The organism is Bacillus sp. FSL W8-0183 (genome assembly GCF_038006825.1).
GTDB classification, from domain to species: Bacteria; Bacillota; Bacilli; order Bacillales; family Bacillaceae; genus Bacillus; species Bacillus altitudinis.
The window spans coordinates 85,495-108,107 of sequence record NZ_JBBOVY010000001.1 but is presented as its reverse complement, the minus strand read 5'-3'; the positions used below and the strand labels follow the sequence as shown (position 1 = coordinate 108,107).

At 44.3% G+C, this 22,613-nt stretch carries 17 protein-coding genes, 3 rRNA genes and 1 pseudogene; all 21 read right to left on the bottom strand.

Annotated features, from left to right (window positions below; genetic code table 11):
- Window positions 1–315 precede the first annotated feature (315 nt).
- The 21 genes and pseudogenes from rrf to NSQ64_RS00455 all read right to left on the bottom strand — a co-directional run bounded on the left by rrf (window position 316) and on the right by NSQ64_RS00455 (window position 22,553).
- Window positions 316–431: ribosomal RNA gene (gene rrf / locus NSQ64_RS00555) — 5S ribosomal RNA — on the bottom strand.
- A 61-nt stretch (window positions 432–492) separates the two neighbouring features.
- Window positions 493–3,423, bottom strand: a 23S ribosomal RNA gene (locus NSQ64_RS00550).
- Window positions 3,424–3,604: 181 nt separating this feature from the next.
- A 16S ribosomal RNA gene (locus NSQ64_RS00545) occupies window positions 3,605–5,153 on the bottom strand.
- Together the 16S, 23S and 5S rRNA genes form the textbook arrangement of a ribosomal RNA operon.
- A gap of 342 nt (window positions 5,154–5,495) precedes the next feature.
- Window positions 5,496–6,995, bottom strand: coding sequence for a lysine--tRNA ligase (gene lysS, locus NSQ64_RS00540; RefSeq protein WP_024719373.1), 1,500 nt, complete (start codon window positions 6,993–6,995; stop codon window positions 5,496–5,498).
- 90 nt (window positions 6,996–7,085) lie between these two features.
- Window positions 7,086–8,087, bottom strand: a complete 1,002-nt coding sequence (gene dusB, locus NSQ64_RS00535; RefSeq protein WP_341014560.1) for a tRNA dihydrouridine synthase DusB — start codon at window positions 8,085–8,087, stop codon at window positions 7,086–7,088.
- Window positions 8,080–8,313, bottom strand: a complete 234-nt coding sequence (locus NSQ64_RS00530; RefSeq protein WP_008341798.1) for a helix-turn-helix domain-containing protein — start codon at window positions 8,311–8,313, stop codon at window positions 8,080–8,082. The genes dusB and NSQ64_RS00530 overlap by 8 nt, the downstream gene beginning before the upstream one ends.
- Window positions 8,265–8,768 carry a 2-amino-4-hydroxy-6-hydroxymethyldihydropteridine diphosphokinase gene (gene folK / locus NSQ64_RS00525; protein WP_007496156.1) on the bottom strand — a complete coding sequence of 168 codons (504 nt, stop codon included), beginning with the start codon at window positions 8,766–8,768 and terminating at the stop codon, window positions 8,265–8,267. The genes NSQ64_RS00530 and folK overlap by 49 nt, the downstream gene beginning before the upstream one ends.
- Window positions 8,765–9,127, bottom strand: coding sequence for a dihydroneopterin aldolase (folB, locus tag NSQ64_RS00520; protein WP_024719372.1), 363 nt, complete (start codon window positions 9,125–9,127; stop codon window positions 8,765–8,767). The genes folK and folB overlap by 4 nt, the downstream gene beginning before the upstream one ends.
- The gene (folP, locus tag NSQ64_RS00515; RefSeq protein WP_024719371.1) at window positions 9,120–9,977 is read right to left on the bottom strand and encodes a dihydropteroate synthase; all 858 of its coding nucleotides are present in this window, start codon (window positions 9,975–9,977) and stop codon (window positions 9,120–9,122) included. Before folP ends, folB begins: the two co-directional genes overlap by 8 nt.
- Window positions 9,978–9,986: 9 nt before the next feature.
- Window positions 9,987–10,835: an aminodeoxychorismate lyase gene (gene pabC / locus NSQ64_RS00510; protein ID WP_125590996.1), complete on the bottom strand. Its 849-nt coding sequence runs from the start codon at window positions 10,833–10,835 to the stop codon at window positions 9,987–9,989.
- A complete protein-coding gene (gene pabA / locus NSQ64_RS00505) occupies window positions 10,832–11,425 on the bottom strand; it encodes an aminodeoxychorismate/anthranilate synthase component II (protein ID WP_008341810.1) in 594 nt (197 codons plus the stop codon). The genes pabC and pabA overlap by 4 nt, the downstream gene beginning before the upstream one ends.
- 13 nt (window positions 11,426–11,438) lie before the next feature.
- A complete protein-coding gene (locus NSQ64_RS00500) occupies window positions 11,439–12,857 on the bottom strand; it encodes an anthranilate synthase component I family protein (RefSeq protein ID WP_024719369.1) in 1,419 nt (472 codons plus the stop codon).
- Window positions 12,858–12,981: 124 nt separating this feature from the next.
- Complete coding sequence (gene cysK, locus NSQ64_RS00495) at window positions 12,982–13,905, bottom strand: cysteine synthase A (protein WP_008341814.1); 924 nt, start codon at window positions 13,903–13,905, stop codon at window positions 12,982–12,984.
- 77 nt (window positions 13,906–13,982) lie between these two features.
- Complete coding sequence (locus NSQ64_RS00490; RefSeq protein ID WP_025206605.1) at window positions 13,983–14,885, bottom strand: peptidyl-prolyl cis-trans isomerase; 903 nt, start codon at window positions 14,883–14,885, stop codon at window positions 13,983–13,985.
- A 52-nt stretch (window positions 14,886–14,937) separates the two neighbouring features.
- Window positions 14,938–15,813 (bottom strand): Hsp33 family molecular chaperone HslO, encoded by an 876-nt coding sequence (gene hslO, locus NSQ64_RS00485; RefSeq protein ID WP_007496169.1) that lies wholly within the window; start codon window positions 15,811–15,813, stop codon window positions 14,938–14,940.
- 15 nt (window positions 15,814–15,828) lie between these two features.
- A complete protein-coding gene (locus tag NSQ64_RS00480; RefSeq protein WP_008341820.1) occupies window positions 15,829–16,605 on the bottom strand; it encodes a type III pantothenate kinase in 777 nt (258 codons plus the stop codon).
- A 164-nt stretch (window positions 16,606–16,769) separates the two neighbouring features.
- Window positions 16,770–18,674, bottom strand: a complete 1,905-nt coding sequence (ftsH, locus tag NSQ64_RS00475) for an ATP-dependent zinc metalloprotease FtsH (RefSeq protein ID WP_024719367.1) — start codon at window positions 18,672–18,674, stop codon at window positions 16,770–16,772.
- Between the two features lie 95 nt (window positions 18,675–18,769).
- Entirely contained in the window at window positions 18,770–19,309 is a 540-nt protein-coding gene (gene hpt, locus NSQ64_RS00470) for a hypoxanthine phosphoribosyltransferase (RefSeq protein WP_007496175.1), read from the bottom strand.
- Window positions 19,306–20,728 (bottom strand): annotated as a pseudogene (gene tilS / locus NSQ64_RS00465) (tRNA lysidine(34) synthetase TilS). The gene hpt and the pseudogene tilS overlap by 4 nt, the downstream one beginning before the upstream one ends.
- A 96-nt stretch (window positions 20,729–20,824) precedes the next feature.
- The gene (locus tag NSQ64_RS00460; protein ID WP_341014550.1) at window positions 20,825–21,835 is read right to left on the bottom strand and encodes a protein kinase domain-containing protein; all 1,011 of its coding nucleotides are present in this window, start codon (window positions 21,833–21,835) and stop codon (window positions 20,825–20,827) included.
- On the bottom strand, window positions 21,819–22,553 hold the full coding sequence (locus tag NSQ64_RS00455) for a vWA domain-containing protein (protein WP_341014547.1): 735 nt from the start codon (window positions 22,551–22,553) through the stop codon (window positions 21,819–21,821). The genes NSQ64_RS00460 and NSQ64_RS00455 overlap by 17 nt, the downstream gene beginning before the upstream one ends.
- Between the last annotated feature and the right edge of the window lie 60 nt (window positions 22,554–22,613).

The window sequence follows — 22,613 nt, the reverse complement described above, 5'->3', positions numbered from 1 at the left end:
AAACCAAGATGCCCTTTGCTCTCTTATGTAGGTTTCAATGATCTAGCAGCAAGCGCAGTTCACTACATATGGTTGCCAGAAGAGAAGATCCTTTTTAGACATGTTTACTCTTTCGATGTTGACTCTTAGCAAGATGAGCGAGCGACGAGATTGGATGATAAGAATTTTATAGAATGTCTAGAATTCCAGTGAAGGGGATGAAATGAATGAGTTATTGAGAATGTAGTAAAAGACCACTATTTTCAATATAAATAGATATATCATTTATTAAAACACAAAAAAGACCAGTTCCGACTGGAACTGATCCTTTGAAAAGCTTGGCGGCGTCCTACTCTCACAGGGGGAAACCCCCAACTACCATCGGCGCTGAAGAGCTTAACTTCCGTGTTCGGTATGGGAACGGGTGTGACCTCTTCGCTATCGCCACCAAACCTGATGGAGAGAATGTTCTCTCAAAACTAGATAACAATGTTCATTTTTCACATTAGAATATAGGTTAAGTCCTCGATCTATTAGTATCTGTCAGCTCCACGTGTCACCACGCTTCCACCTCAGACCTATCAACCTGATCATCTTTCAGGGATCTTACTTCCTTGCGGAATGGGAAATCTCATCTTGAGGGGGGCTTCATGCTTAGATGCTTTCAGCACTTATCCCGTCCGCACATAGCTACCCAGCGATGCCCTTGGCAGAACAACTGGTACACCAGCGGTGCGTCCATCCCGGTCCTCTCGTACTAAGGACAGCTCCTCTCAAATTTCCTGCGCCCGCGACGGATAGGGACCGAACTGTCTCACGACGTTCTGAACCCAGCTCGCGTACCGCTTTAATGGGCGAACAGCCCAACCCTTGGGACCGACTACAGCCCCAGGATGCGATGAGCCGACATCGAGGTGCCAAACCTCCCCGTCGATGTGGACTCTTGGGGGAGATAAGCCTGTTATCCCCGGGGTAGCTTTTATCCGTTGAGCGATGGCCCTTCCATGCGGAACCACCGGATCACTAAGCCCGACTTTCGTCCCTGCTCGACTTGTAGGTCTCGCAGTCAAGCTCCCTTGTGCCTTTACACTCTGCGAATGATTTCCAACCATTCTGAGGGAACCTTTGGGCGCCTCCGTTACATTTTAGGAGGCGACCGCCCCAGTCAAACTGCCCACCTGACACTGTCTCCCTGCCCGATAAGGGCAGCGGGTTAGAAGGTCAATACAGCCAGGGTAGTATCCCACCGATGCCTCCACCGAAGCTAGCGCTCCGGTTTCCAAGGCTCCTACCTATCCTGTACAAGCTGTACCAACATTCAATATCAGGCTGCAGTAAAGCTCCACGGGGTCTTTCCGTCCTGTCGCGGGTAACCTGCATCTTCACAGGTACTATAATTTCACCGAGTCTCTCGTTGAGACAGTGCCCAGATCGTTGCGCCTTTCGTGCGGGTCGGAACTTACCCGACAAGGAATTTCGCTACCTTAGGACCGTTATAGTTACGGCCGCCGTTTACTGGGGCTTCAATTCGCACCTTCGCTTACGCTAAGCGCTCCTCTTAACCTTCCAGCACCGGGCAGGCGTCAGCCCCTATACTTCGCCTTACGGCTTCGCAGAGACCTGTGTTTTTGCTAAACAGTCGCCTGGGCCTATTCACTGCGGCTTCTCGGGGCTTTAACACCCTAAGAAGCACCCCTTCTCCCGAAGTTACGGGGTCATTTTGCCGAGTTCCTTAACGAGAGTTCTCTCGATCACCTTAGGATTCTCTCCTCGCCTACCTGTGTCGGTTTGCGGTACGGGCACCTCTCACCTCGCTAGAGGCTTTTCTTGGCAGTGTGGAATCAGGAACTTCGCTACTAAATTTCGCTCGCCATCACAGCTCAGCCTTCACGGGAAACGGATTTGCCTATTTCCCAGCCTAACTGCTTGGACGCGGATATCCAATACCGCGCTTACCCTATCCTCCTGCGTCCCCCCATTGCTCAAATGGTGAGGAGGTGGTACAGGAATATCAACCTGTTGTCCATCGCCTACGCCTTTCGGCCTCGGCTTAGGTCCCGACTAACCCTGAGCGGACGAGCCTTCCTCAGGAAACCTTAGGCATTCGGTGGACGGGATTCTCACCCGTCTTTCGCTACTCATACCGGCATTCTCACTTCTAAGCGCTCCACCAGTCCTTCCGGTCTGACTTCACTGCACTTAGAACGCTCTCCTACCACTGTTCGTAAGAACAGTCCGCAGCTTCGGTGATACGTTTAGCCCCGGTACATTTTCGGCGCAGAGTCACTCGACCAGTGAGCTATTACGCACTCTTTAAATGGTGGCTGCTTCTAAGCCAACATCCTGGTTGTCTAAGCAACTCCACATCCTTTTCCACTTAACGTATACTTTGGGACCTTAGCTGGCGGTCTGGGCTGTTTCCCTTTCGACTACGGATCTTATCACTCGCAGTCTGACTCCCAAGGATAAGTCATCGGCATTCGGAGTTTGACTGAATTCGGTAACCCGGTAGGGGCCCCTAGTCCAATCAGTGCTCTACCTCCGAGACTCTTACCTTGAGGCTAGCCCTAAAGCTATTTCGGAGAGAACCAGCTATCTCCAGGTTCGATTGGCATTTCACCCCTACCCACACCTCATCCCCGCACTTTTCAACGTGCGTGGGTTCGGGCCTCCATTCAGTGTTACCTGAACTTCACCCTGGACATGGGTAGATCACCTGGTTTCGGGTCTACGACCACGTACTCATGCGCCCTATTCAGACTCGCTTTCGCTGCGGCTCCGCATCTTCTGCTTAACCTTGCACGGGATCGTAACTCGCCGGTTCATTCTACAAAAGGCACGCCATCACCCGTTAACGGGCTCTGACTACTTGTAGGCACACGGTTTCAGGATCTATTTCACTCCCCTTCCGGGGTGCTTTTCACCTTTCCCTCACGGTACTGGTTCACTATCGGTCACTAGGGAGTATTTAGCCTTGGGAGATGGTCCTCCCGGATTCCGACGGAATTTCACGTGTTCCGCCGTACTCAGGATCCACTCTGGAGAGAACAACATTTCAGTTACAGGGCTGTTACCTTCTTTGGCGGGCCTTTCCAGACCTCTTCGCTTATATCGTTCCTTTGTAACTCCGTATAGAGTGTCCTACAACCCCAAGAGGCAAGCCTCTTGGTTTGGGCTGTTCCCGTTTCGCTCGCCGCTACTCAGGGAATCGCATTTGCTTTCTCTTCCTCCGGGTACTTAGATGTTTCAGTTCCCCGGGTATGCCTTCTCATACTCTATGTATTCAAGTATGGATACTACTCCATTACGAGCAGTGGGTTTCCCCATTCGGAAATCTCCGGATCAAAGCTTGCTTACAGCTCCCCGAAGCATATCGGTGTTCGTCCCGTCCTTCATCGGCTCCTAGTGCCAAGGCATCCACCGTGCGCCCTTTCTAACTTAACCATTTCTTACTTTAGAAAGAATCACTATGTGTGATGAACTTTGCATTGCATTCAATGTGAATGTATTACTTATTGTTATCTAGTTTTCAAAGAACAATCCTGTCTCGCTAGAGACATGTTTGAAGGAATGATCCTTCAAAACTAAACAAGACGAAAACGCACACTGCTCCATATATCCTTAGAAAGGAGGTGATCCAGCCGCACCTTCCGATACGGCTACCTTGTTACGACTTCACCCCAATCATCTGCCCCACCTTCGGCGGCTGGCTCCATAAAGGTTACCTCACCGACTTCGGGTGTTGCAAACTCTCGTGGTGTGACGGGCGGTGTGTACAAGGCCCGGGAACGTATTCACCGCGGCATGCTGATCCGCGATTACTAGCGATTCCAGCTTCACGCAGTCGAGTTGCAGACTGCGATCCGAACTGAGAACAGATTTGTGGGATTGGCTAAACCTTGCGGTCTCGCAGCCCTTTGTTCTGTCCATTGTAGCACGTGTGTAGCCCAGGTCATAAGGGGCATGATGATTTGACGTCATCCCCACCTTCCTCCGGTTTGTCACCGGCAGTCACCTTAGAGTGCCCAACTGAATGCTGGCAACTAAGATCAAGGGTTGCGCTCGTTGCGGGACTTAACCCAACATCTCACGACACGAGCTGACGACAACCATGCACCACCTGTCACTCTGTCCCCGAAGGGAAAGCCCTATCTCTAGGGTTGTCAGAGGATGTCAAGACCTGGTAAGGTTCTTCGCGTTGCTTCGAATTAAACCACATGCTCCACCGCTTGTGCGGGCCCCCGTCAATTCCTTTGAGTTTCAGTCTTGCGACCGTACTCCCCAGGCGGAGTGCTTAATGCGTTAGCTGCAGCACTAAGGGGCGGAAACCCCCTAACACTTAGCACTCATCGTTTACGGCGTGGACTACCAGGGTATCTAATCCTGTTCGCTCCCCACGCTTTCGCTCCTCAGCGTCAGTTACAGACCAGAGAGTCGCCTTCGCCACTGGTGTTCCTCCACATCTCTACGCATTTCACCGCTACACGTGGAATTCCACTCTCCTCTTCTGCACTCAAGTTTCCCAGTTTCCAATGACCCTCCCCGGTTGAGCCGGGGGCTTTCACATCAGACTTAAGAAACCGCCTGCGAGCCCTTTACGCCCAATAATTCCGGACAACGCTTGCCACCTACGTATTACCGCGGCTGCTGGCACGTAGTTAGCCGTGGCTTTCTGGTTAGGTACCGTCAAGGTGCAAGCAGTTACTCTTGCACTTGTTCTTCCCTAACAACAGAGCTTTACGATCCGAAAACCTTCATCACTCACGCGGCGTTGCTCCGTCAGACTTTCGTCCATTGCGGAAGATTCCCTACTGCTGCCTCCCGTAGGAGTCTGGGCCGTGTCTCAGTCCCAGTGTGGCCGATCACCCTCTCAGGTCGGCTACGCATCGTCGCCTTGGTGAGCCGTTACCTCACCAACTAGCTAATGCGCCGCGGGTCCATCTGTAAGTGACAGCCGAAACCGTCTTTCATCCTTGAACCATGCGGTTCAAGGAACTATCCGGTATTAGCTCCGGTTTCCCGGAGTTATCCCAGTCTTACAGGCAGGTTACCCACGTGTTACTCACCCGTCCGCCGCTAACATCCGGGAGCAAGCTCCCTTCTGTCCGCTCGACTTGCATGTATTAGGCACGCCGCCAGCGTTCGTCCTGAGCCAGGATCAAACTCTCCGAAAAAGTACAAAACCGAAGTTTTGTTTTTCGTCAGCGTTTGACTGACTACCTATGATGTATCATAGGATTTTTTATAAAAACTCGAATTAACAGGTACGTTTTGTCTTGTTTAGTTTTCAAAGATCATCTTCGTTATCGCTCGTAAGCGACTTTAATATCTTAACATTTCGCTTTGGTTGAAGTCAAGAACTTTTTTCATTTTCTTTTTTCAACCTCGTTGCTGTTTTGCGGCAACGAATAATAATATACCATCTGGATTCTTTTCTTGCAATAGTTTTTTTGAAAAAAGTTCATTTTATGAAAAATAAAAAGCGCCACAGATCAAATGGCGCTTTTGTTGATATATTAACGGTTTCTCATTTGCGGGAAAAGCAGTACATCTCTGATTGATGGAGAATTTGTTAGCAGCATGATTAATCGGTCGATACCGATTCCTAGTCCGCCTGTTGGCGGCATGCCATATTCTAATGCTTCAACAAAATCGTCATCCATGAGATGCGCTTCGTCATTTCCTTCTTCACGTTCTTTTAATTGAGCTTCAAAACGTTCTCTTTGGTCGATTGGATCATTCAGCTCGGTGAATGCATTTGCATGCTCGCGACGCACGATGAATAGCTCAAAGCGGTCCGTGAAGCGCGGGTCTTCAGGATTTTTCTTAGCTAATGGAGAAATCTCAACTGGGTGCCCGTAAATAAAAGTAGGCTGAACCAGTGTTTCTTCTACTTTTTGCTCGAAGAACTCATTGATAATATGACCTACTGTCATGTTTTTTGTGATTTCAACATCGTGATCAGCAGCATGCTGTTTTGCTTCTTCTACAGACATCTCCTGCCAGAAGTCTACACCTGTTGCTTCTTTGACTGCTTCAACCATATGGAGTCTCTTCCATTCAGGTTTTAGATCAATTTGATCTTCTCCATATTGAATTGTTGTTGTTCCCAGCACCTCTTGGGCAATATGAGCAATCAAGTTTTCCGTTAGGTTCATGATGTCTTTATAGTCTGCATATGCTTCATACAGCTCAATCATAGTAAATTCCGGGTTATGACGAGTTGAGACTCCTTCATTACGGAATACGCGACCAATCTCGTATACTTTCTCTAGACCACCGACAATTAGACGTTTTAAATGCAGCTCGATCGCAATACGCATATAAAGTGGCATATCAAGTGCATTGTGATGAGTAATGAAAGGACGAGCTGATGCACCACCAGGGATGCTATGCATTGTTGGTGTTTCAACTTCTAGGTATCCTTTTGAATCTAAGTATCTTCTCATTGATTGAATGATTTTGCTTCGCATGATGAACGTCTGCTTACTTTCTGGATTGACAATCAGGTCAAGGTAACGCTGACGATAGCGTTGTTCTACATCTTTTAGTCCGTGATATTTATCAGGGAGCGGGCGAAGTGCTTTTGTAAGAACCTCAAAGCTAGTCGCTTTAATTGAAAGTTCTCCTACATTCGTTTTAAATACGGTTCCAGTCACACCGATAATATCGCCTAGGTCCGAGCTTTTGAATAATTCGTAAGCTTCTTCTCCTACACTATCTTTACGTACATAGATTTGAATTTGTCCTTCTAAGTCTTGAATGTGCGCAAAGCCAGCTTTCCCTTTTCCGCGTTTTGTCATCATACGGCCAGCAATTGTTACTTGAGCTGCTTTTTCTTCTAAGTCTTCTTTTGAAAACTCGTCATATTCAGCAATAATTTGTGCGGATTGATGAGAACGGTCATATCGTTCACCGAATGGATCGATACCCTCTTCTCTCATTTTATTCATTTTGTCACGTCTTACTTGGAATTGATCATTTAATTCTTCGTTATTAAGCCCTTCATTACTCATTTATATCACTCCAATAATGTATTTTGCAGAGAAAAGCAGAAAAACTGCCAGTACGTGCACTAGCAGTGAGCTACAAAAAGAAAGATAGTCTTATCCTACTTTTATTCTTTGAAGCTCTTTTGCCTCGGCTTCGATCGTAAAGTCATCTAGAACTTTTACAAGCTCCGCTCTCGTTTCACTTTGATTGATTTGGTTTCTTACATCTGCATTGCCTCGGACACCTTTTAAGTACCATGCTGCATGTTTTCTCATTTCTCTGACAGCCACATGCTCACCTTTCAGGTCTATGAGTCTGTCTAAGTGAAGTTTGCACACAGACATTTTCTCACGCACATTAGGCTCTTCTTTTAGTTCACCCGTTTCTAAATAATGAACCGTCCGGTAAATCATCCACGGGTTTCCTAGTGCGGCTCTTCCGATCATGACAGCATCTGCACCCGTTTCATCAAGCATACGTTTTGCATCTTGAGGGGTTTTGACATCTCCATTGCCGATGACTGGAATGGAAACAGATTGTTTGACCTCTTTTATAATATCCCAATTCGCTGTTCCTTCGTACATCTGCACACGTGTCCGTCCGTGAAGCGCAACCGCTTGTCCACCTGCTCGTTCAACAGCACGGGCATTGTCGATAGCGAAGATATGTTCTTCGTCCCAGCCCATTCTCATTTTCACAGTAACAGGTTTATCTACAGCTTCTACGACTGCGGATACCATTTCGTAAATCTTGTTTGGATCCAGCAGCCATTTCGCTCCTGCGTCACATTTCGTGATCTTTGGTACAGGACATCCCATATTAATATCAATAATGTCCGCCGTTGTATTCTGGTCTACAAACTTGGCCGCTTCTACGAGCGTGTCCTTTTCTCCCCCAAATATCTGAAGGCTCAACGGTTTTTCACGCTCATCAATGTACAGCATGCCCATCGTTCTGGCATTATTAATCAAGATCGCTTTGTCACTGACCATTTCAGCGCAGACTAAGCCCGCTCCAAACTCTTTCACAGTGAGTCTGAAAGCAGAGTTACACACACCAGCCATTGGTGCGAGCACTACTTTGTTTTTAATTTCGATATCTCCGATTTTAAACATCATGTCCCCTCCTTTCTTCTTCAAGAATTGGTGAAAGTTCTTCCACCGTTATATTTAAAGCATCTGCTATTTGACCAACCATTTGGTTTGTTGGTAATCGATTGCCTCGCTCAATTTCCCCTAAGACAGAGACAGAGATGCCCAGTCTTTTGGCGAACCCTTCCTGAGTATACCCTTTTAGCTTTCGGTATGCACGAATTCTTCTACCCCACATGTCTTTTTCCATATGCTTACACCTTCTTGGTCTGTTACGGCGTTTATCTGGGCTTCGCCGATTTCTGGGCAAATCTCACTCATCGGAACAAGAACGAATAAACGTTCGTACATTCTAGGATGCGGCACTACAAGTTGTTCTGTTTCAATATTTTCACGATTATAAAGTAAAATGTCAAGGTCAGCTGTCCGTGGACCCCACCTCACTTCTCTTGTTCTGCCTAACTCCTGCTCAATGTTCTGAGTCAGTGATAGAAGTTCTTCGGGACGAAGCGAGGTGGAAATCTTCACAGCCATGTTCAAGAAGTCATCCTGATTCTCGTAGCCTACAGGTGTTGTCTCATATATAGATGAAATGGATTCAACTTGAACACCTGGATGTTCGTGAAGTTTTTTGACAGCTTCTTTTAAGTAGGTTTCCTTTTTTCCTATGTTTGAGCCTAAAGCGATATATGCTGTATTGTTCATGCGCGTGATCTCGTCATTTCAATGGCAACGGACTGATAGTGTCCTGGAATTGGCGGATCTGGTTTGATTACTTTTACTGTACATTCTTGAACTGTCGGAAAGTCCTTTAACACTTGGTTTGCAATTCTTTCTGTCAGCGTTTCAACGAGGTTCACTGGGTCCCCTTCTACAATATTTTTGCAGATGTTGTAGAGCTCAGCATAGTTGATGGTCTCATTTAGGTCATCCGTTTGTCCTGCCTTACTTAAATCAAGTGAAGCTGTTAGGTCCACACGAAAGCGCTGGCCTAGTTTATTCTCTTCTGCAAATACACCGTGATAGCCGTAAAATTCCATTCCGTTTACATATACTTTATCGATGATAAGCGCCTCCTTTATTCAGCATGGCATCCATCATTTTTGCCATTCTTGCGATTTCTTTTACATCGTGCACTCGGACCATCGCGCTGCCCTTTTGAATCCCAAGACAGACCGTTGCACCCGTTCCTTCAGTACGTTCTTCAGGCGGCAGGTCTAAAACTGCACCGATGAATCGTTTGCGGGATGTTGCTAGAAGCAGCGGATACCCTAGGTGGCAAAAATGTTCAAGTTCATTCATGACCATGAGGTTGTCAGTTTTATTTTTCGCAAATCCTACACCAGGGTCTAATATAATCATGTCATCACGGACACCCGCTTGTTTTACAATTTGAACACTTTCTTTCAGATCTGCAATCATATCTGAAATCAGATGGGTGTAATTCCGCTCTGGTCGATTGTGCATTAAGATGATTGGCACGTTGTGCTTCGCTGCCACATGCGCCATTTGAGGATCAGCTTTCGCCCCCCATACATCATTAATGATTGAGGCTCCCGCTTTCACTGCCTCATCTGCGACATGGGCTTTATACGTATCAATAGAAATAGGTATGTCCAATTCTTTTGTGATCTTCTCAATGACAGGAATGACCCTTGAAAGCTCCTCTTGCTCTGAGACAAGTGCCGCCCCCGGCCGAGTCGATTCACCGCCAATATCAATAATATGCGCCCCATCTTCTATGAGCTGCGTTGCATGAGCCAGCGCTTTATCAATTTGATTGAATTTTCCTCCATCTGAAAAAGAGTCCGGTGTGACATTTAAAATGCCCATAACCAATGTCTTCTCTTCATAACTAAGGGTATGGTGCTTGGCTTGTATGATTTTAGGCTGTTTTATCAATTGTTGTGTCATTGTGTCCACCTACTCTTTATGTTCTAGACGTTCTTTTGTATATTCTGTTCTCAGCTTGGTCGAAATCGTTCGGTTGTGGTTTTGCAGGACGGTGTCTCCGATATTTTTAAAAGGCACAATTCCCTGAACCGAATTGGTCATCCACGCCTCATCAGCTGAGAGCAAGTGTGAGAGTGGATATCTTCCTTCTATTAGTGGAATCCCCGAAGCTTGCAGCGTTTCGATACAATATCGACGGGTAACCCCGTTTAAAATGCCGGTATCAAGTGAAGGTGTATAGATCACATCTTTTTTTCGCCAAAATAGATTTGACGTAATTCCTTCTGCCACATCGTCTTCTTTTGTTAAAAAGATCCCTTCTACAGACGGATCGTTCCCTACTTCTCTTTTCGCCAGCAGGTTGTTCATGTAATGATGCGACTTGAGCCGTCTTGGACCTTCCGGTGTGTTTCTTCTTGTATCAAGAATGATTCCCTGTTTTTCATCTACTATTGATTCTGGCCGGAATGGGGAGATCATCACAAAAACAACAGGCTCCTCATAAGGGTCTGCAGAAAATCCATTGCCTCTGCCCGCAGAAACATTGAAGCGGATCCTCGCATGACCGTCCGTTATTTGGTTTTGATTGAATAATGTTTGAATGATGTCGAGTACAAATGGTTTCTCTATTGTGGATTCGATGCAAAGGTCACGCAATGATTGATTGAGCCTTTCAAGATGCCAGTCTAACAAGAAGACTTGTCCTGCTAGAGAGGTAAATGTTTCGAATACACCGATGCCATATAGAAAACCATGATCAAAAGGAGAAAGAGTCGCGTCTTTCTCCTCTATATACTGACCGTTCAGGTAAATGATCATGCGTTTACTTCATTCCCCTTTTTACGATAGGTTTCAATGAAATTTCTGAGCATTTCTTTACCGAAGGACGTCATAATCGATTCTGGATGGAATTGAACACTTTCAATCGGAAGTTCTTTATGGCGAATGGCCATGAGTTCGCCTTCCTTTGTGCTCGCTGTTCTGACAAAGCACTCCGGTAGCGTCTCGTCTTTAACAATTAATGAATGATATCTCGTTGCGACGAGCGGATTTTGGAGTCCCGTGAAGACACCTTTGCCGTCATGTTCAATCTCTGATGTTTTCCCATGCATTAACCGCTCCGCACGAATGACATCTCCACCAAATACTTGTGCAATGGATTGATGACCTAGACAGACACCGAAGATCGGAATCTTCCCAGCAAAATGTTTGATCGCTTCCATACTAATTCCTGCTTCATCCGGACTGCAAGGTCCTGGAGAAATCATCAGAAAGTCTGGCTTGAGCTCTTCGATTTCTTGAATAGTGACTTGATCGTTTCGTTTTACAATCAGTTCTTCCCCAAGCTCACCTAAATACTGAACCAGGTTGTACGTAAATGAATCGTAATTATCAATCATTAATATCATACTCTGCTCACCTCTAACTCAAAATAGTCTCTTCTTTGCTCAACTGTAATGCTTTTTTCACTGCATAGGCTTTTTTAATCGATTCTTTGTATTCGTGCTTTGGTACAGAATCGATGACAATGCCTGCACCTGACTGCATGAAGGCTCTGCCCCCTGTACAATAAGCCGTGCGAATGACGATATTAAAATGCATATCTTGATTGAATCCAAACCAGCCTATAGATCCAGTATAAAGCCCACGCCTTGTCGGCTCAAGCTCTTCTATGATTTCCATTGTTCTCACTTTTGGCGCACCTGTAATTGTGCCGCCTGGGAACACAGCTCTCATGACATCTACTGCATCACAATCATCACGCAGCTCCCCTTGGACATTTGATACAATGTGCATCACGTGTGAATATTTCTCAATGGCCATAAACTCGTTCACCTTGACTGAGCCATAAGTAGACACTCGTCCAAGATCATTCCGCTCAAGATCAACGAGCATCACATGTTCTGCGCGTTCTTTTTCATCTTCAATGAGTTCTTTTGCCAGCGCTTGATCTTCCGCATCATCCTTGCCTCTTGATCTTGTGCCAGCGATCGGTCTTGTTTCGAGCTGAATGCCTTTTTTCTTAATAAGCAGTTCTGGAGATCCACAGACAATTTGGAAATCTGGCGTGTGCAGATATGACATATATGGAGATGGATTCACGTGACGTAATGTTTTGTATAAATGATATGGGTGGGTATGAAGCTGTTCATCTTGTCTAATCGATAGGTTCACTTGGAACACGTCACCGCTGGCGATATATTGTTTAATCGTTTCTACAGCTTCCCCGAAAGCTTCTTCAGTAAAAGGTGCAGCAGGTACACATTCCGAAGAAGACACATTGACAGGTGAATGTGCTGATTCTTCTGATGTGCTTGTCCAGCTGTGCTTTAATTCTTCGAGTCTTTGATGAACTTCACTGACAGGTTCGTCTCCTTCTGTATGAGTCATCAGCCAGAGGACGTCTTTATTATGATCAAAGACAGCGACATCATTGAATACGAGGAAATACAAATCAGGCGTCTTCAAATCATCGATGGACAGCATTTTAAAATGCTCGATATATCTTGCGTAATCATAGCTTAAAAATCCAATCGCTCCACCTTGGAAGTCAGGGTATTCGTCGTTCGTTTCGGTTTGTAGGGTTTGAAACCAATCAGCAAATGCCCTAAAAGGATCTCCCTCTTTGAACAACACCTCATTCTGATAATGGATGGTGGTCATCCCGTCCTTCCCTTTCGCTTTAGCGATCGGATGAATGCCAGCAATACTGTATTCTCCGCCACGTGCACTTTCAAGAAGGACGTGATGTGATTCATGAGCCGTTAATTGTTCGTATCGTTTCAAGAATGCATCTTTCGTAAAAGGAATTTTGATGCCCATCGGCCTACGTTGTGTCATGTTATCATCCTTTTTCATTTTCATTAATCTTATTGTAATGCAATCCATTTTAATTAGAAAATAGTATTTGCTTTCCATCTTCAGAATTCATAAAAAAACCCCAGCAAATGCTGGGGTGTATTGTTTAATCAAATTGATAAAGCGGCGTACTAAGGTAACGTTCACCGTTACTTGGAATAATCGCTAGAACCTTTTTCCCTTTACCAAGCTTCTTCGCTGTTTGTAGCGCTGCATAAATGGCTGCTCCTGAAGATATACCACCAAGGATTCCTTCTTCTTTCGCTGCCTTTCTTGCAAGTTCAAATGCATCTTCGTTTTTCACTTGGATAATGCCGTCATATACTTCTGTGTTCAAGATAGATGGAACAAAGCCTGCTCCGATGCCTTGAATTTTATGCGGACCTGGTTTACCGCCTGATAGTACAGGAGAATCTGTTGGTTCTACCGCATAAAGCTGAATAGATGGAATGGCTTCTTTCAGGACTTCACCAGCACCTGTAATCGTACCACCCGTACCAACTCCTGCAATAAATGCATCAAGGTCGCCGTCAAACTGTTCAAGAATCTCTTTCCCTGTTGTGCGGCGGTGAATCTCAGCATTGGCTTCATTGCTGAACTGCTGAGGCATGAAGTATCCGTGCTCTTCTGCTAATTCTTCTGCTTTTTTGATGGCACCTTTCATTCCTTCTGCACCCGGTGTTAATACAAGCTCTGCACCGTAAGCGCGTAAAAGGTTGCGGCGCTCCTGACTCATTGTATCCGGCATAACTAAAATCGCATTGATTCCTTTTGCAGCTGCGACCATCGCAAGACCGATTCCTGTGTTTCCACTTGTAGGCTCAATGAGTGTGTCACCAGCTTTTAATGTACCTTTTGCTTCAGCATCTTCGATCATCGCTAACGCAATACGATCTTTTACACTGCTGCCTGGGTTCATATATTCAAGTTTCAAGTAGACATCCGCACTGTCTTCATCTACTAAACGGTTTAATTTAACGACTGGTGTATTTCCTATTAGTTCAAAAACTGAATTTGCAATACGAGCCATCACTAACACCTCTATCTCCGAGTAATTTTATTGTATTAATATTAAATTATCAATTTCGAAAAATTTTGTCAATGCTTTTAGTCCTGCTCTCCATCGTAAAACCATGTGACTTTTGCTTCTTTCCACAGGGTTTTGACATTCGCCTTTTCACCCAGATCTTCCATGGCGATCTGCCTTTTGATCTGATCTTTGACTTCTTCATAAGAGAAGGAGCGGCCATTTAATTTTTCTTTTAATTGTATGATGGCATAACCGTTTTTGATCTCGATCGGCTCTTTCGTCCATTCATCTGGCTGAAGCTTTTGGGCTTCTTGTATGTATAGGGCTGGAATGCTTTCTTGCTCTTCTGTGACAAATCCAAGATCTCCGCCGTAAGGAGAGGTATATCGATCGGTGGATCGCTCAGCTGCTACAGCTTCGAAACTAGATCCGCCCTTTAAATCTTTTAATACACTTTGTGCCTCGTCTTTTGTTTTCACAACAATGTGGCGAATTCGGTATGAGTCATCATATTGATACAAGTCTTTGTTTTTTTCATAAAAGGATTTGGCTTCTTTTTCAGAAACGACCGCATCTCTCGTTAGAAGCTGTTCTAATAAAATTTGATAACGAATCTGCTCTTTCCATTCCTTTTCACTTGTATGACCGTCTTCGTAGAAATTATTAGATACCGCTTTCAGCATCAGCAGCTCACGATTGATCTCCTTTGAAGATACCTCCAGCTTGTTTTCTTTCGCAAGCTGATTGACTACCTTCTGATTAATCATTTGTTCAAGTGTTGCCTTTCCGTAGCGGTCTTCCATTTTCTTTAACCATTCTTGACGTGTGACTTTCTCTTTCCCAATAGAAGCAATTTCTTCACCGCTCTTCCCATTTGAAGAAGCCTGCGACATTTGTGACTTTGTTAATACATATGCAATGACAACGGCATTAATCATGAGCAGAACGAGGATAAATGTCCATACCACTCTTGCTTTCAGTCTCATCTTTCGTCTCCTTTCCATTCTAAAAAGAAAACCCGCTGCTTAGAGCTTAGCGGGTTATTTCTTCACGTAGCTCTTCTAGCTCTTCTTTTGTAAATACATACGTTTCGTTACAAAAATGGCATTGAGCTTCTGCTTGTCCGTCTTGTTCAATCATATCCTCAATTTCGGCTTTCCCTAGGCTGATAATACCGTTGGCAAACCGTTCTTTTGAGCAGTTACAAGAAAATTCGACAGGTACAGTTTCTAAGATTTGAGGTTTTTCACCGAGCACTTCTTCTAAAATTTCTTCAGGAGTCATCCCTTTTTCAATCAGTTTAGAGATCGGTTCAATGGTTGATAATCTCTTTTCGAGTCTTTCGATGACTGCATCTTCTGTTCCAGGCAGCAATTGAATGATGAAACCGCCTGCTGCAAGGATCGAGTTGTCTGGATTGACAAGAACACCCACACCTACAGAGGATGGCACTTGTTCAGAGGAGACCAGGTAATAAGTAAAGTCATCTCCAATTTCACCTGAGACAATTTCCGTTTGCCCTGTAAAGTGGTCTTTCAGTCCGATATCTTTGACAACACTTAACGTTCCAGATGTTCCAACAGCACGTCTAACGTCCAGCTTCCCATGTTCATTTAAATCAAAGTGAACTTGTGGGTTTGAGACATATCCGCGCACCTGACCTTTTGCGTTTCCATCTGCAATGATGGCTCCGATCGGCCCACCGCCTTCAATTTTGACAGTTAATTTATTCTCGCCTTTCAGCATGGCTCCCATCATGACAGTCGCTGTCATTGTTCTGCCGATTGCAGCTGAAGCAGTTGGCCACGTATGGTGTCTTCTCTGCGCTTCGTTGATTGTATCTGTTGTGTTCGCAGCATACGCACGGACTTTCCCGTCATATGCTAACGCTTTAACTAAATAATCCATTTTGATTAAACCCTCCTATAATACACCGACACGATTGCGTTCATAAATTAATTGAAGTCCTTTTAATGTGAGGAACGGATCGACAATATCAATACAGTCTGATTCATTTCCAATCAATGTAGACAAACCGCCTGTTGCAATGACTTTCGGTGTTTGTTTGGCTTGCTGCTTCATCCGTTTCACTATGCCCTCGACTTGACCAACATATCCATAAAGGATGCCGGATTGCATCGCACTGATGGTATTTTTTCCAACAATGTGATCTGGACGGACAATTTCAATTCTCGGCAGTTTTGCCGCTCTTGTATATAAAGCCTCTGTTGAGATGGTAATACCCGGTGCAATCGCCCCACCCATGTATTGTTTTTGTTCATTGATATAGCAGTAGGTTGTGGCTGTTCCAAAGTCTACCACAATGAGAGGCGCCCCATACAGGTGAATGGCCGCCACTGCGTTCACAATTCGATCAGCACCGACTTCCTTTGGATTATCACACATAATGTTTAATCCAGTCTTCATGCCAGGCCCAACGATTTGAGGAGTAATGTGAAAATACTTTTCGCACATTCTTTCCAGAGCAAACATCATTGGCGGGACAACAGAAGAAATGATAATCCCTTCTATCTGGTCAAACATCAGCCCTACATAGTCAAATAAGGATCGTATTGCCATACCAAATTCATCTTCTGTTTTATGACGGCTTGTTTCAATCCGCCAATGGTAGTTCAAATCACCATTATGATAAACACCTAAAACGGTATTTGTGTTTCCTACATCTATCACGAGTAACAACTTCATCACCACTTTGAATAGTGTCTCAAAAAGAGCATTTTTCGACTTTCTATCATACCATACACGAATTGAGTTCCATTTGTAAACAATTCGAAACCGATCCATTCATGAATCGAAATAAAAAAAAGCTGCCGGTGAGCCCGACAGCTTTTTATAGAAGGAGATTAGATCTCCTCGTCTTCTTCTTTTTTCTTGATGTTCACTTTCACATCATCGTTTTTCTCTTCGTCATCTGCGTATACACGCTCTGGAAGCTTTCCAGTTTCGTAAAGAGATTTAATTTGTTCAGCATCTAATGTTTCCACTTCTAGAAGAGCTTGTGCGATGATTTCTAGCTTATCTTTATTCTCAGTGAGAATTTGTTTCGCACGTTCGTAGCTTTCTTTGATGAAGCGCTGAACTTCTTGGTCAATTTCATAAGCGATCGCTTCACTATAATTCGGCTCGTTGTTGAAATCACGGCCAAGGAATACTTGACCTCCTTGTGCTTGACCGAATTGAAGTGGACCAAGTTTATCAGACATACCGAATTCTGTCACCATTCTTCTTGCAATACCTGTTGCACGCTGGAAGTCGTTGTGTGCGCCTGTACTTACTTCACCAAACGTAATTTCCTCTGCAACACGGCCGCCGAGCAAGCCGACGATTTTATCAAGAAGCTCTGGCTTCGTTTGGAAATAACGGTCTTCTCTTGGAAGCATGACCGCATATCCGCCTGCCTGACCACGAGGAACGATCGTTACTTTATGCACCATATCCGCTTCGTCTAGGATAAGCCCAATGACGGTATGACCTGCTTCATGGTACGCCACGATATTACGTTCTTTCTTCGAAATGACACGGCTTTTCTTAGCCGGTCCAGCAATGACACGGTCAGTCGCTTCGTCGATATCACGCATATCAATTTTCTTTTTGTTTTGACGGGCAGCAACAAGTGCTGCTTCGTTTAGTAAGTTCTCAAGATCTGCCCCAGAGAACCCTGGTGTTCTGCTTGCAATGGCTTTCAAGTTGACTGTATCATCAAGCGGTTTGTTTTTCGCATGAACCTTCAGTACTTCTTCACGACCAATGACATCTGGGCGGTCAACCGTAATTTGACGGTCAAAACGTCCCGGACGTAGCAATGCAGGATCTAGGATATCTGCACGGTTCGTTGCAGCAATGATAATAATCCCTTCGTTGGCACTAAAACCATCCATTTCAACAAGAAGCTGGTTAAGCGTTTGTTCACGCTCATCATGACCACCGCCAAGACCTGCTCCACGCTGACGACCCACTGCATCAATCTCATCAATAAAGATTAAGCAAGGTGCATTCTTTTTCGCATTTTCAAACAAATCACGTACACGTGATGCACCGACACCGACGAACATCTCGACGAAGTCAGAACCACTGATGCTGAAGAAAGGAACGCCTGCTTCTCCTGCAGATGCTCTCGCAAGCAATGTTTTACCTGTACCTGGAGGTCCTACTAGTAAAACCCCTTTAGGGATTCTTGCGCCAAGCTCCGCAAATTTACGTGGATCTTTTAAGAATTCAACCACTTCTACGAGCTCTTGTTTTTCTTCATCCGCACCGGCAACATCTTTAAATTTCACACGTTTCTTCTCTTCTGTGTAAAGCTTTGCCTTACTCTTACCAAAGTTCATGACACGGCTTCCACCGCCTTGAGCTTGGTTCAATAAGAAGAAGAACAGGATAAAGATGATGATGAATGGAATGATGGTTGTCAGAACTTGCAGCCATCCATTTGTTTCAGGTGCTGGTTCTACTTTTACATCTGTATTCTTCAGTGCACTGTAAATTTGGTCAACTCCTTGACCGTCTGGAACGTGGGTAATGAAGTATTCATCTTTCTTCGCGCCATCTAATTGACCACGAATTTCATAAACCCCTCTTACAGGCTGTATGGAGATACTCTCCACTTTTCCCGCACTTAAATTTTGCGAAAATTTGCTGTAAGACATGTTCTCAGGCTTTTGATTAGGGGATCCTAACCAACTGACAACCCCTATCACAAGTAATAAAATAAGTATATAAAAAATCGTATTACGAAAAACCCGATTCATTCCTTACCTCCTCCCACAGTAAGCACAACTATGTTCAATAGTATCATAGAAAATCATTCCAACACAACCAATAACCTCATGTAAACGTGTGCTCATTAGCCTTCGTAAACAGATGGTTTTAACACTCCAATATACGGGAGGTTTCGGTAACGTTCGGCAAAATCCAATCCATAGCCAACAACAAATGCATCTGGTACTTCAAACCCAACATAATCTGCTTTGATGTCTGCTTTGCGGCCGCTTGGTTTATCAAGCAATGTCACAATTTTAATGGAGTTTGCTTTACGGTATCGGAAAAGCTCTACCAGATAACTCAAAGTTAACCCACTGTCGATGATATCTTCCATAATTAGAATATCTCTTCCTTCAACAGAAGTATCTAGATCTTTGATGATCTTCACTTCTCCAGAAGATACGGTAGACTTTCCGTAGCTAGATACATCCATAAAATCAAGCTCTAAATATGTATCAATGTGTTTGATCAGGTCTGCCATGAATGGAAGAGCCCCTTTCAAAACACCAATAGCCAGGGGAAATTTACCATCATAATCGCTGGTTAATGTTGCACCCAGTTCCTTCACTTTTAGCTGGATCTCTTCTTCTGAGATCAAAATCTTTTCAATATCTTGTTTCATGCTTTTGCTTGCCCCCTACAAATTTTCGTGCTGTCTATATTGTAATACAATGAGATCGCTGTTTGTCATATCAATTTCTTCAAAAACGGATTTTTTCAGACCTGGGATCCAGATGATTTGATGATCCGAGTCAGTGACGATCGGCCAGCTGTCTCTTTCTGCAAGAGGCACTTTTTTATCAATAAATATATCTTTCACCTTTTTTGATCCATTCATCCCTTTAAGTTTGATTCGATCACCGTTTTTTCGTGAGCGAATGATCAAAGGAAGACGAACATGATCTTTTTGAAGCAAGAAAAAATGGTTTCCGTTCCGTGCATCCTTCGGAACATGATTTGATACCAAGATAGACTGTCCATTCGGGAGAAAAAGTTCCTCGCCAAGCTCACCTTTTAAATGATGAGTATATGACTGATCTATGACAAGCGATCGTTCAAAGGTAAACATACAGTGATCATAAGATTTGACAGCTTGTAAACCTTTTGGCAAATCTAATGATCCAGACGGTTGATCAGTATGAGATAACCAGTCCAAAGTCCCTAGAATATGCTGGTTTGAAAACGCTGATTGAGTGTTTTCATAAAGATAGTTTAATATTAGTTGAATGCCTCTTCTTTGTAAAGGCAAAGGCAGGTCAAGCAAAGGCTTCGTTTTGATCTCAATTTGCTTAGGCGTTTGATTCGTAATGACTTGATGCATTTGATCCTTTGTTAATGCCTGCAAGTACTGCTCATCCTCAGTCAGCATGTCACTTACAAACTGAAAGCTTTCATGCACATGAGGTGCCTCTTCTTTTAACACGGGAAGAACGTGTCTTCTGATCCGGTTTCTCAAGTAGTCATCGGTGTGATTGCTTTGATCAATGACATAAGGAACTTGTTCTTTTTCGCAAGCAGTGAGTACATCATCCTTAGAATATCCAATCAGCGGACGAATCAGCCACCCTTCTTGAAAAGGGCGCTTTGTTTGCATACCTGCGAGTCCTATTCCAACAGTCCCTCTTGTCAGCCTCATCACCATTGTTTCTACTTGATCGTCTCCATGATGTGCAAGCGCTATAAATTGAGCGTTGTACTGTTCCATCAATTGACGAAAGAAAGCATATCTGCACTCTCTTGCAGCTGCCTGTTTGTTTAAGCGGTTTTCTTTTGCATATTGGGTGACCTGTATACGAGCCGATTCAAAAAGGATCTCATGCTCTTTACAGTACGCTTCAACAAATGCCAAATCAGCAAAGGATTCTTCTCCTCTGAACATGTGATCTACATGGGCTGCAATCAGCTGAAAGGAACCTTTTCGACGTTTGTTTAGTTCATGCAGCAAGAGCATAGAATCTGGTCCGCCAGAAACCCCGACAATGACTGTCGTATTTTCAAGGAAAACATCATGTTTTTTCAAAAAAGATTCAATTCTATTCACAACTTCCTCCTCACAAAGAGCAGGTAATTTAAAGATATACATATCCTATCACTTTCATTAGCTCCAAGCAAAGAAGAAGCCTGCTCTTTTACAGCTCTATAATAGGAATAAAACCACATAGGCACAGTAAAGAGCGAGCACACTGCATAAGATGAGAATGGTTTCAAAAAGACCGCCTGATTTTTTGCGTACTGATGTTCTTTTCGCAGCAGCAGCTCTTGATCGTGAAGGTGCGGCCTGTTGATGTTGGGGAACAGCTGGCTTTTGCCTATTTTGCTGTGATGGCTTCTTTTGTCGTGATTTTCTTGAAGCAAGCAATTGTCCTTCTTTCAACATCGCGCTTTTCATGTCTGCCGCTGATTGATATTTGCCTTGGAGAGCCGCTTTTAACACCCTCTCATATCGCTTTAATAAAGGATGTCCTTCAATCGCTCGATCAAGCTGCTTTTCTGGTTCTGCCCCTTTTTTAAATTCTTTTTTATAGGCACAGTTCACCATGACCATACTTAAGGCAAATAGATCATAAGAAGGTTCTGCTTTTCTTGTACCGAAGCCCCAGTAGCCGCGGTCAAAAAACTCGGTGTATTCCTTAATCGCCCTTCCTGCCTTCGTTGTTCCTCCAACATCAATACATCGAATCGTAGCTGGGGGGCCTGAAACGATGAGATTATCAGGCTTCAAGTCACCGAAGATCCAACCTTCCTTATGTAAGTGAGCAAGGTTAGATAACAGTTGAATCATGAGAACGACGATCCATTCATCGCCTTTTTGCTTCACAAATTCAAGCAGCAATGGACCTCTGACATACTCCATGACATAAAACGACCGTTTCTCTGACATTCCAGGATAAAGAGCATCATCCATATCATAAAAAGAAGGCCCCATGGTTTTCACAGGAGCCTTTGAAAAGGATTTTAATACATTGACTTCAGATGCAATGAGCATACTGTCATCACTCACTTTAAGGGCCACTTGTCCCTTTGGCGATTCGGCCAGATAAACCACACCGTTCGCCCCTTTTCCCAGCTCTTTTACAATGCGGTAATGTTGGTGATGCCACTTTCCCTTTATCATTGTACCTAATGGGATGTTAGAAGCCGAATTCATCATGTTCTTCCTTCGCTTCAAGCAGCCCTTTTCGTGAACGAACTGATTTGAAATGCTGGAGTGCTTCTCGAAGCGCTGGTCCAGTTGGAGTGATTCCTCCTGTGGTCAGTTTCGGAAAAATAGATGATAGTGAATCGAATCGAGGCGTCCAATTCAACACAATTTCAGCTTCTGAGTTTTTCCCGGGAAATATACACATCCCAAACTGATTTTCACCAATTCTCGAATTTAGACTAATAGAGAGATCGATGAGTGCTTCTTTGACCGTTGGCAACTTCGGTTTCATACTTGCACTCGTATCCACAAGCACAAGCACTTGAAGATGAACCGTTTCACCGAGCTCGTCCACAACCTCCATCACTTCTCCACGCTTATCTGGGGGAAGTTCTTCAATTTCAGTATCTTTGCCAAGAATTTGCTGCAATTCTTTATTCACAACACCTTGTAACGTTTGCGTCATCGCCTTTTTTGTAACCATTTGTACGGTTTGAGACAATTGCTGAACGTAGACAACCTGATGAATGCCTCCGCCTGCTAGAGCAATCCCCTCTACTTCTTTCATCGCTTCATGATCGTGTCTGTTCTCTTCCATAATGCCAATGACATTGACTGTGATTCCTTGCTCCTTTGCCAATGCGGCAATCGCAAGTGGGTCTTCCCCATGATTTGAGCAGCCATCTGTAATCAGTAAGATTTGGTTTACGTGACCTTTTCGCATCTTCATTCCTCCTGGGATTGTAACTGAATGCTTATATCCCCATCATCGCCAGAAGAAATT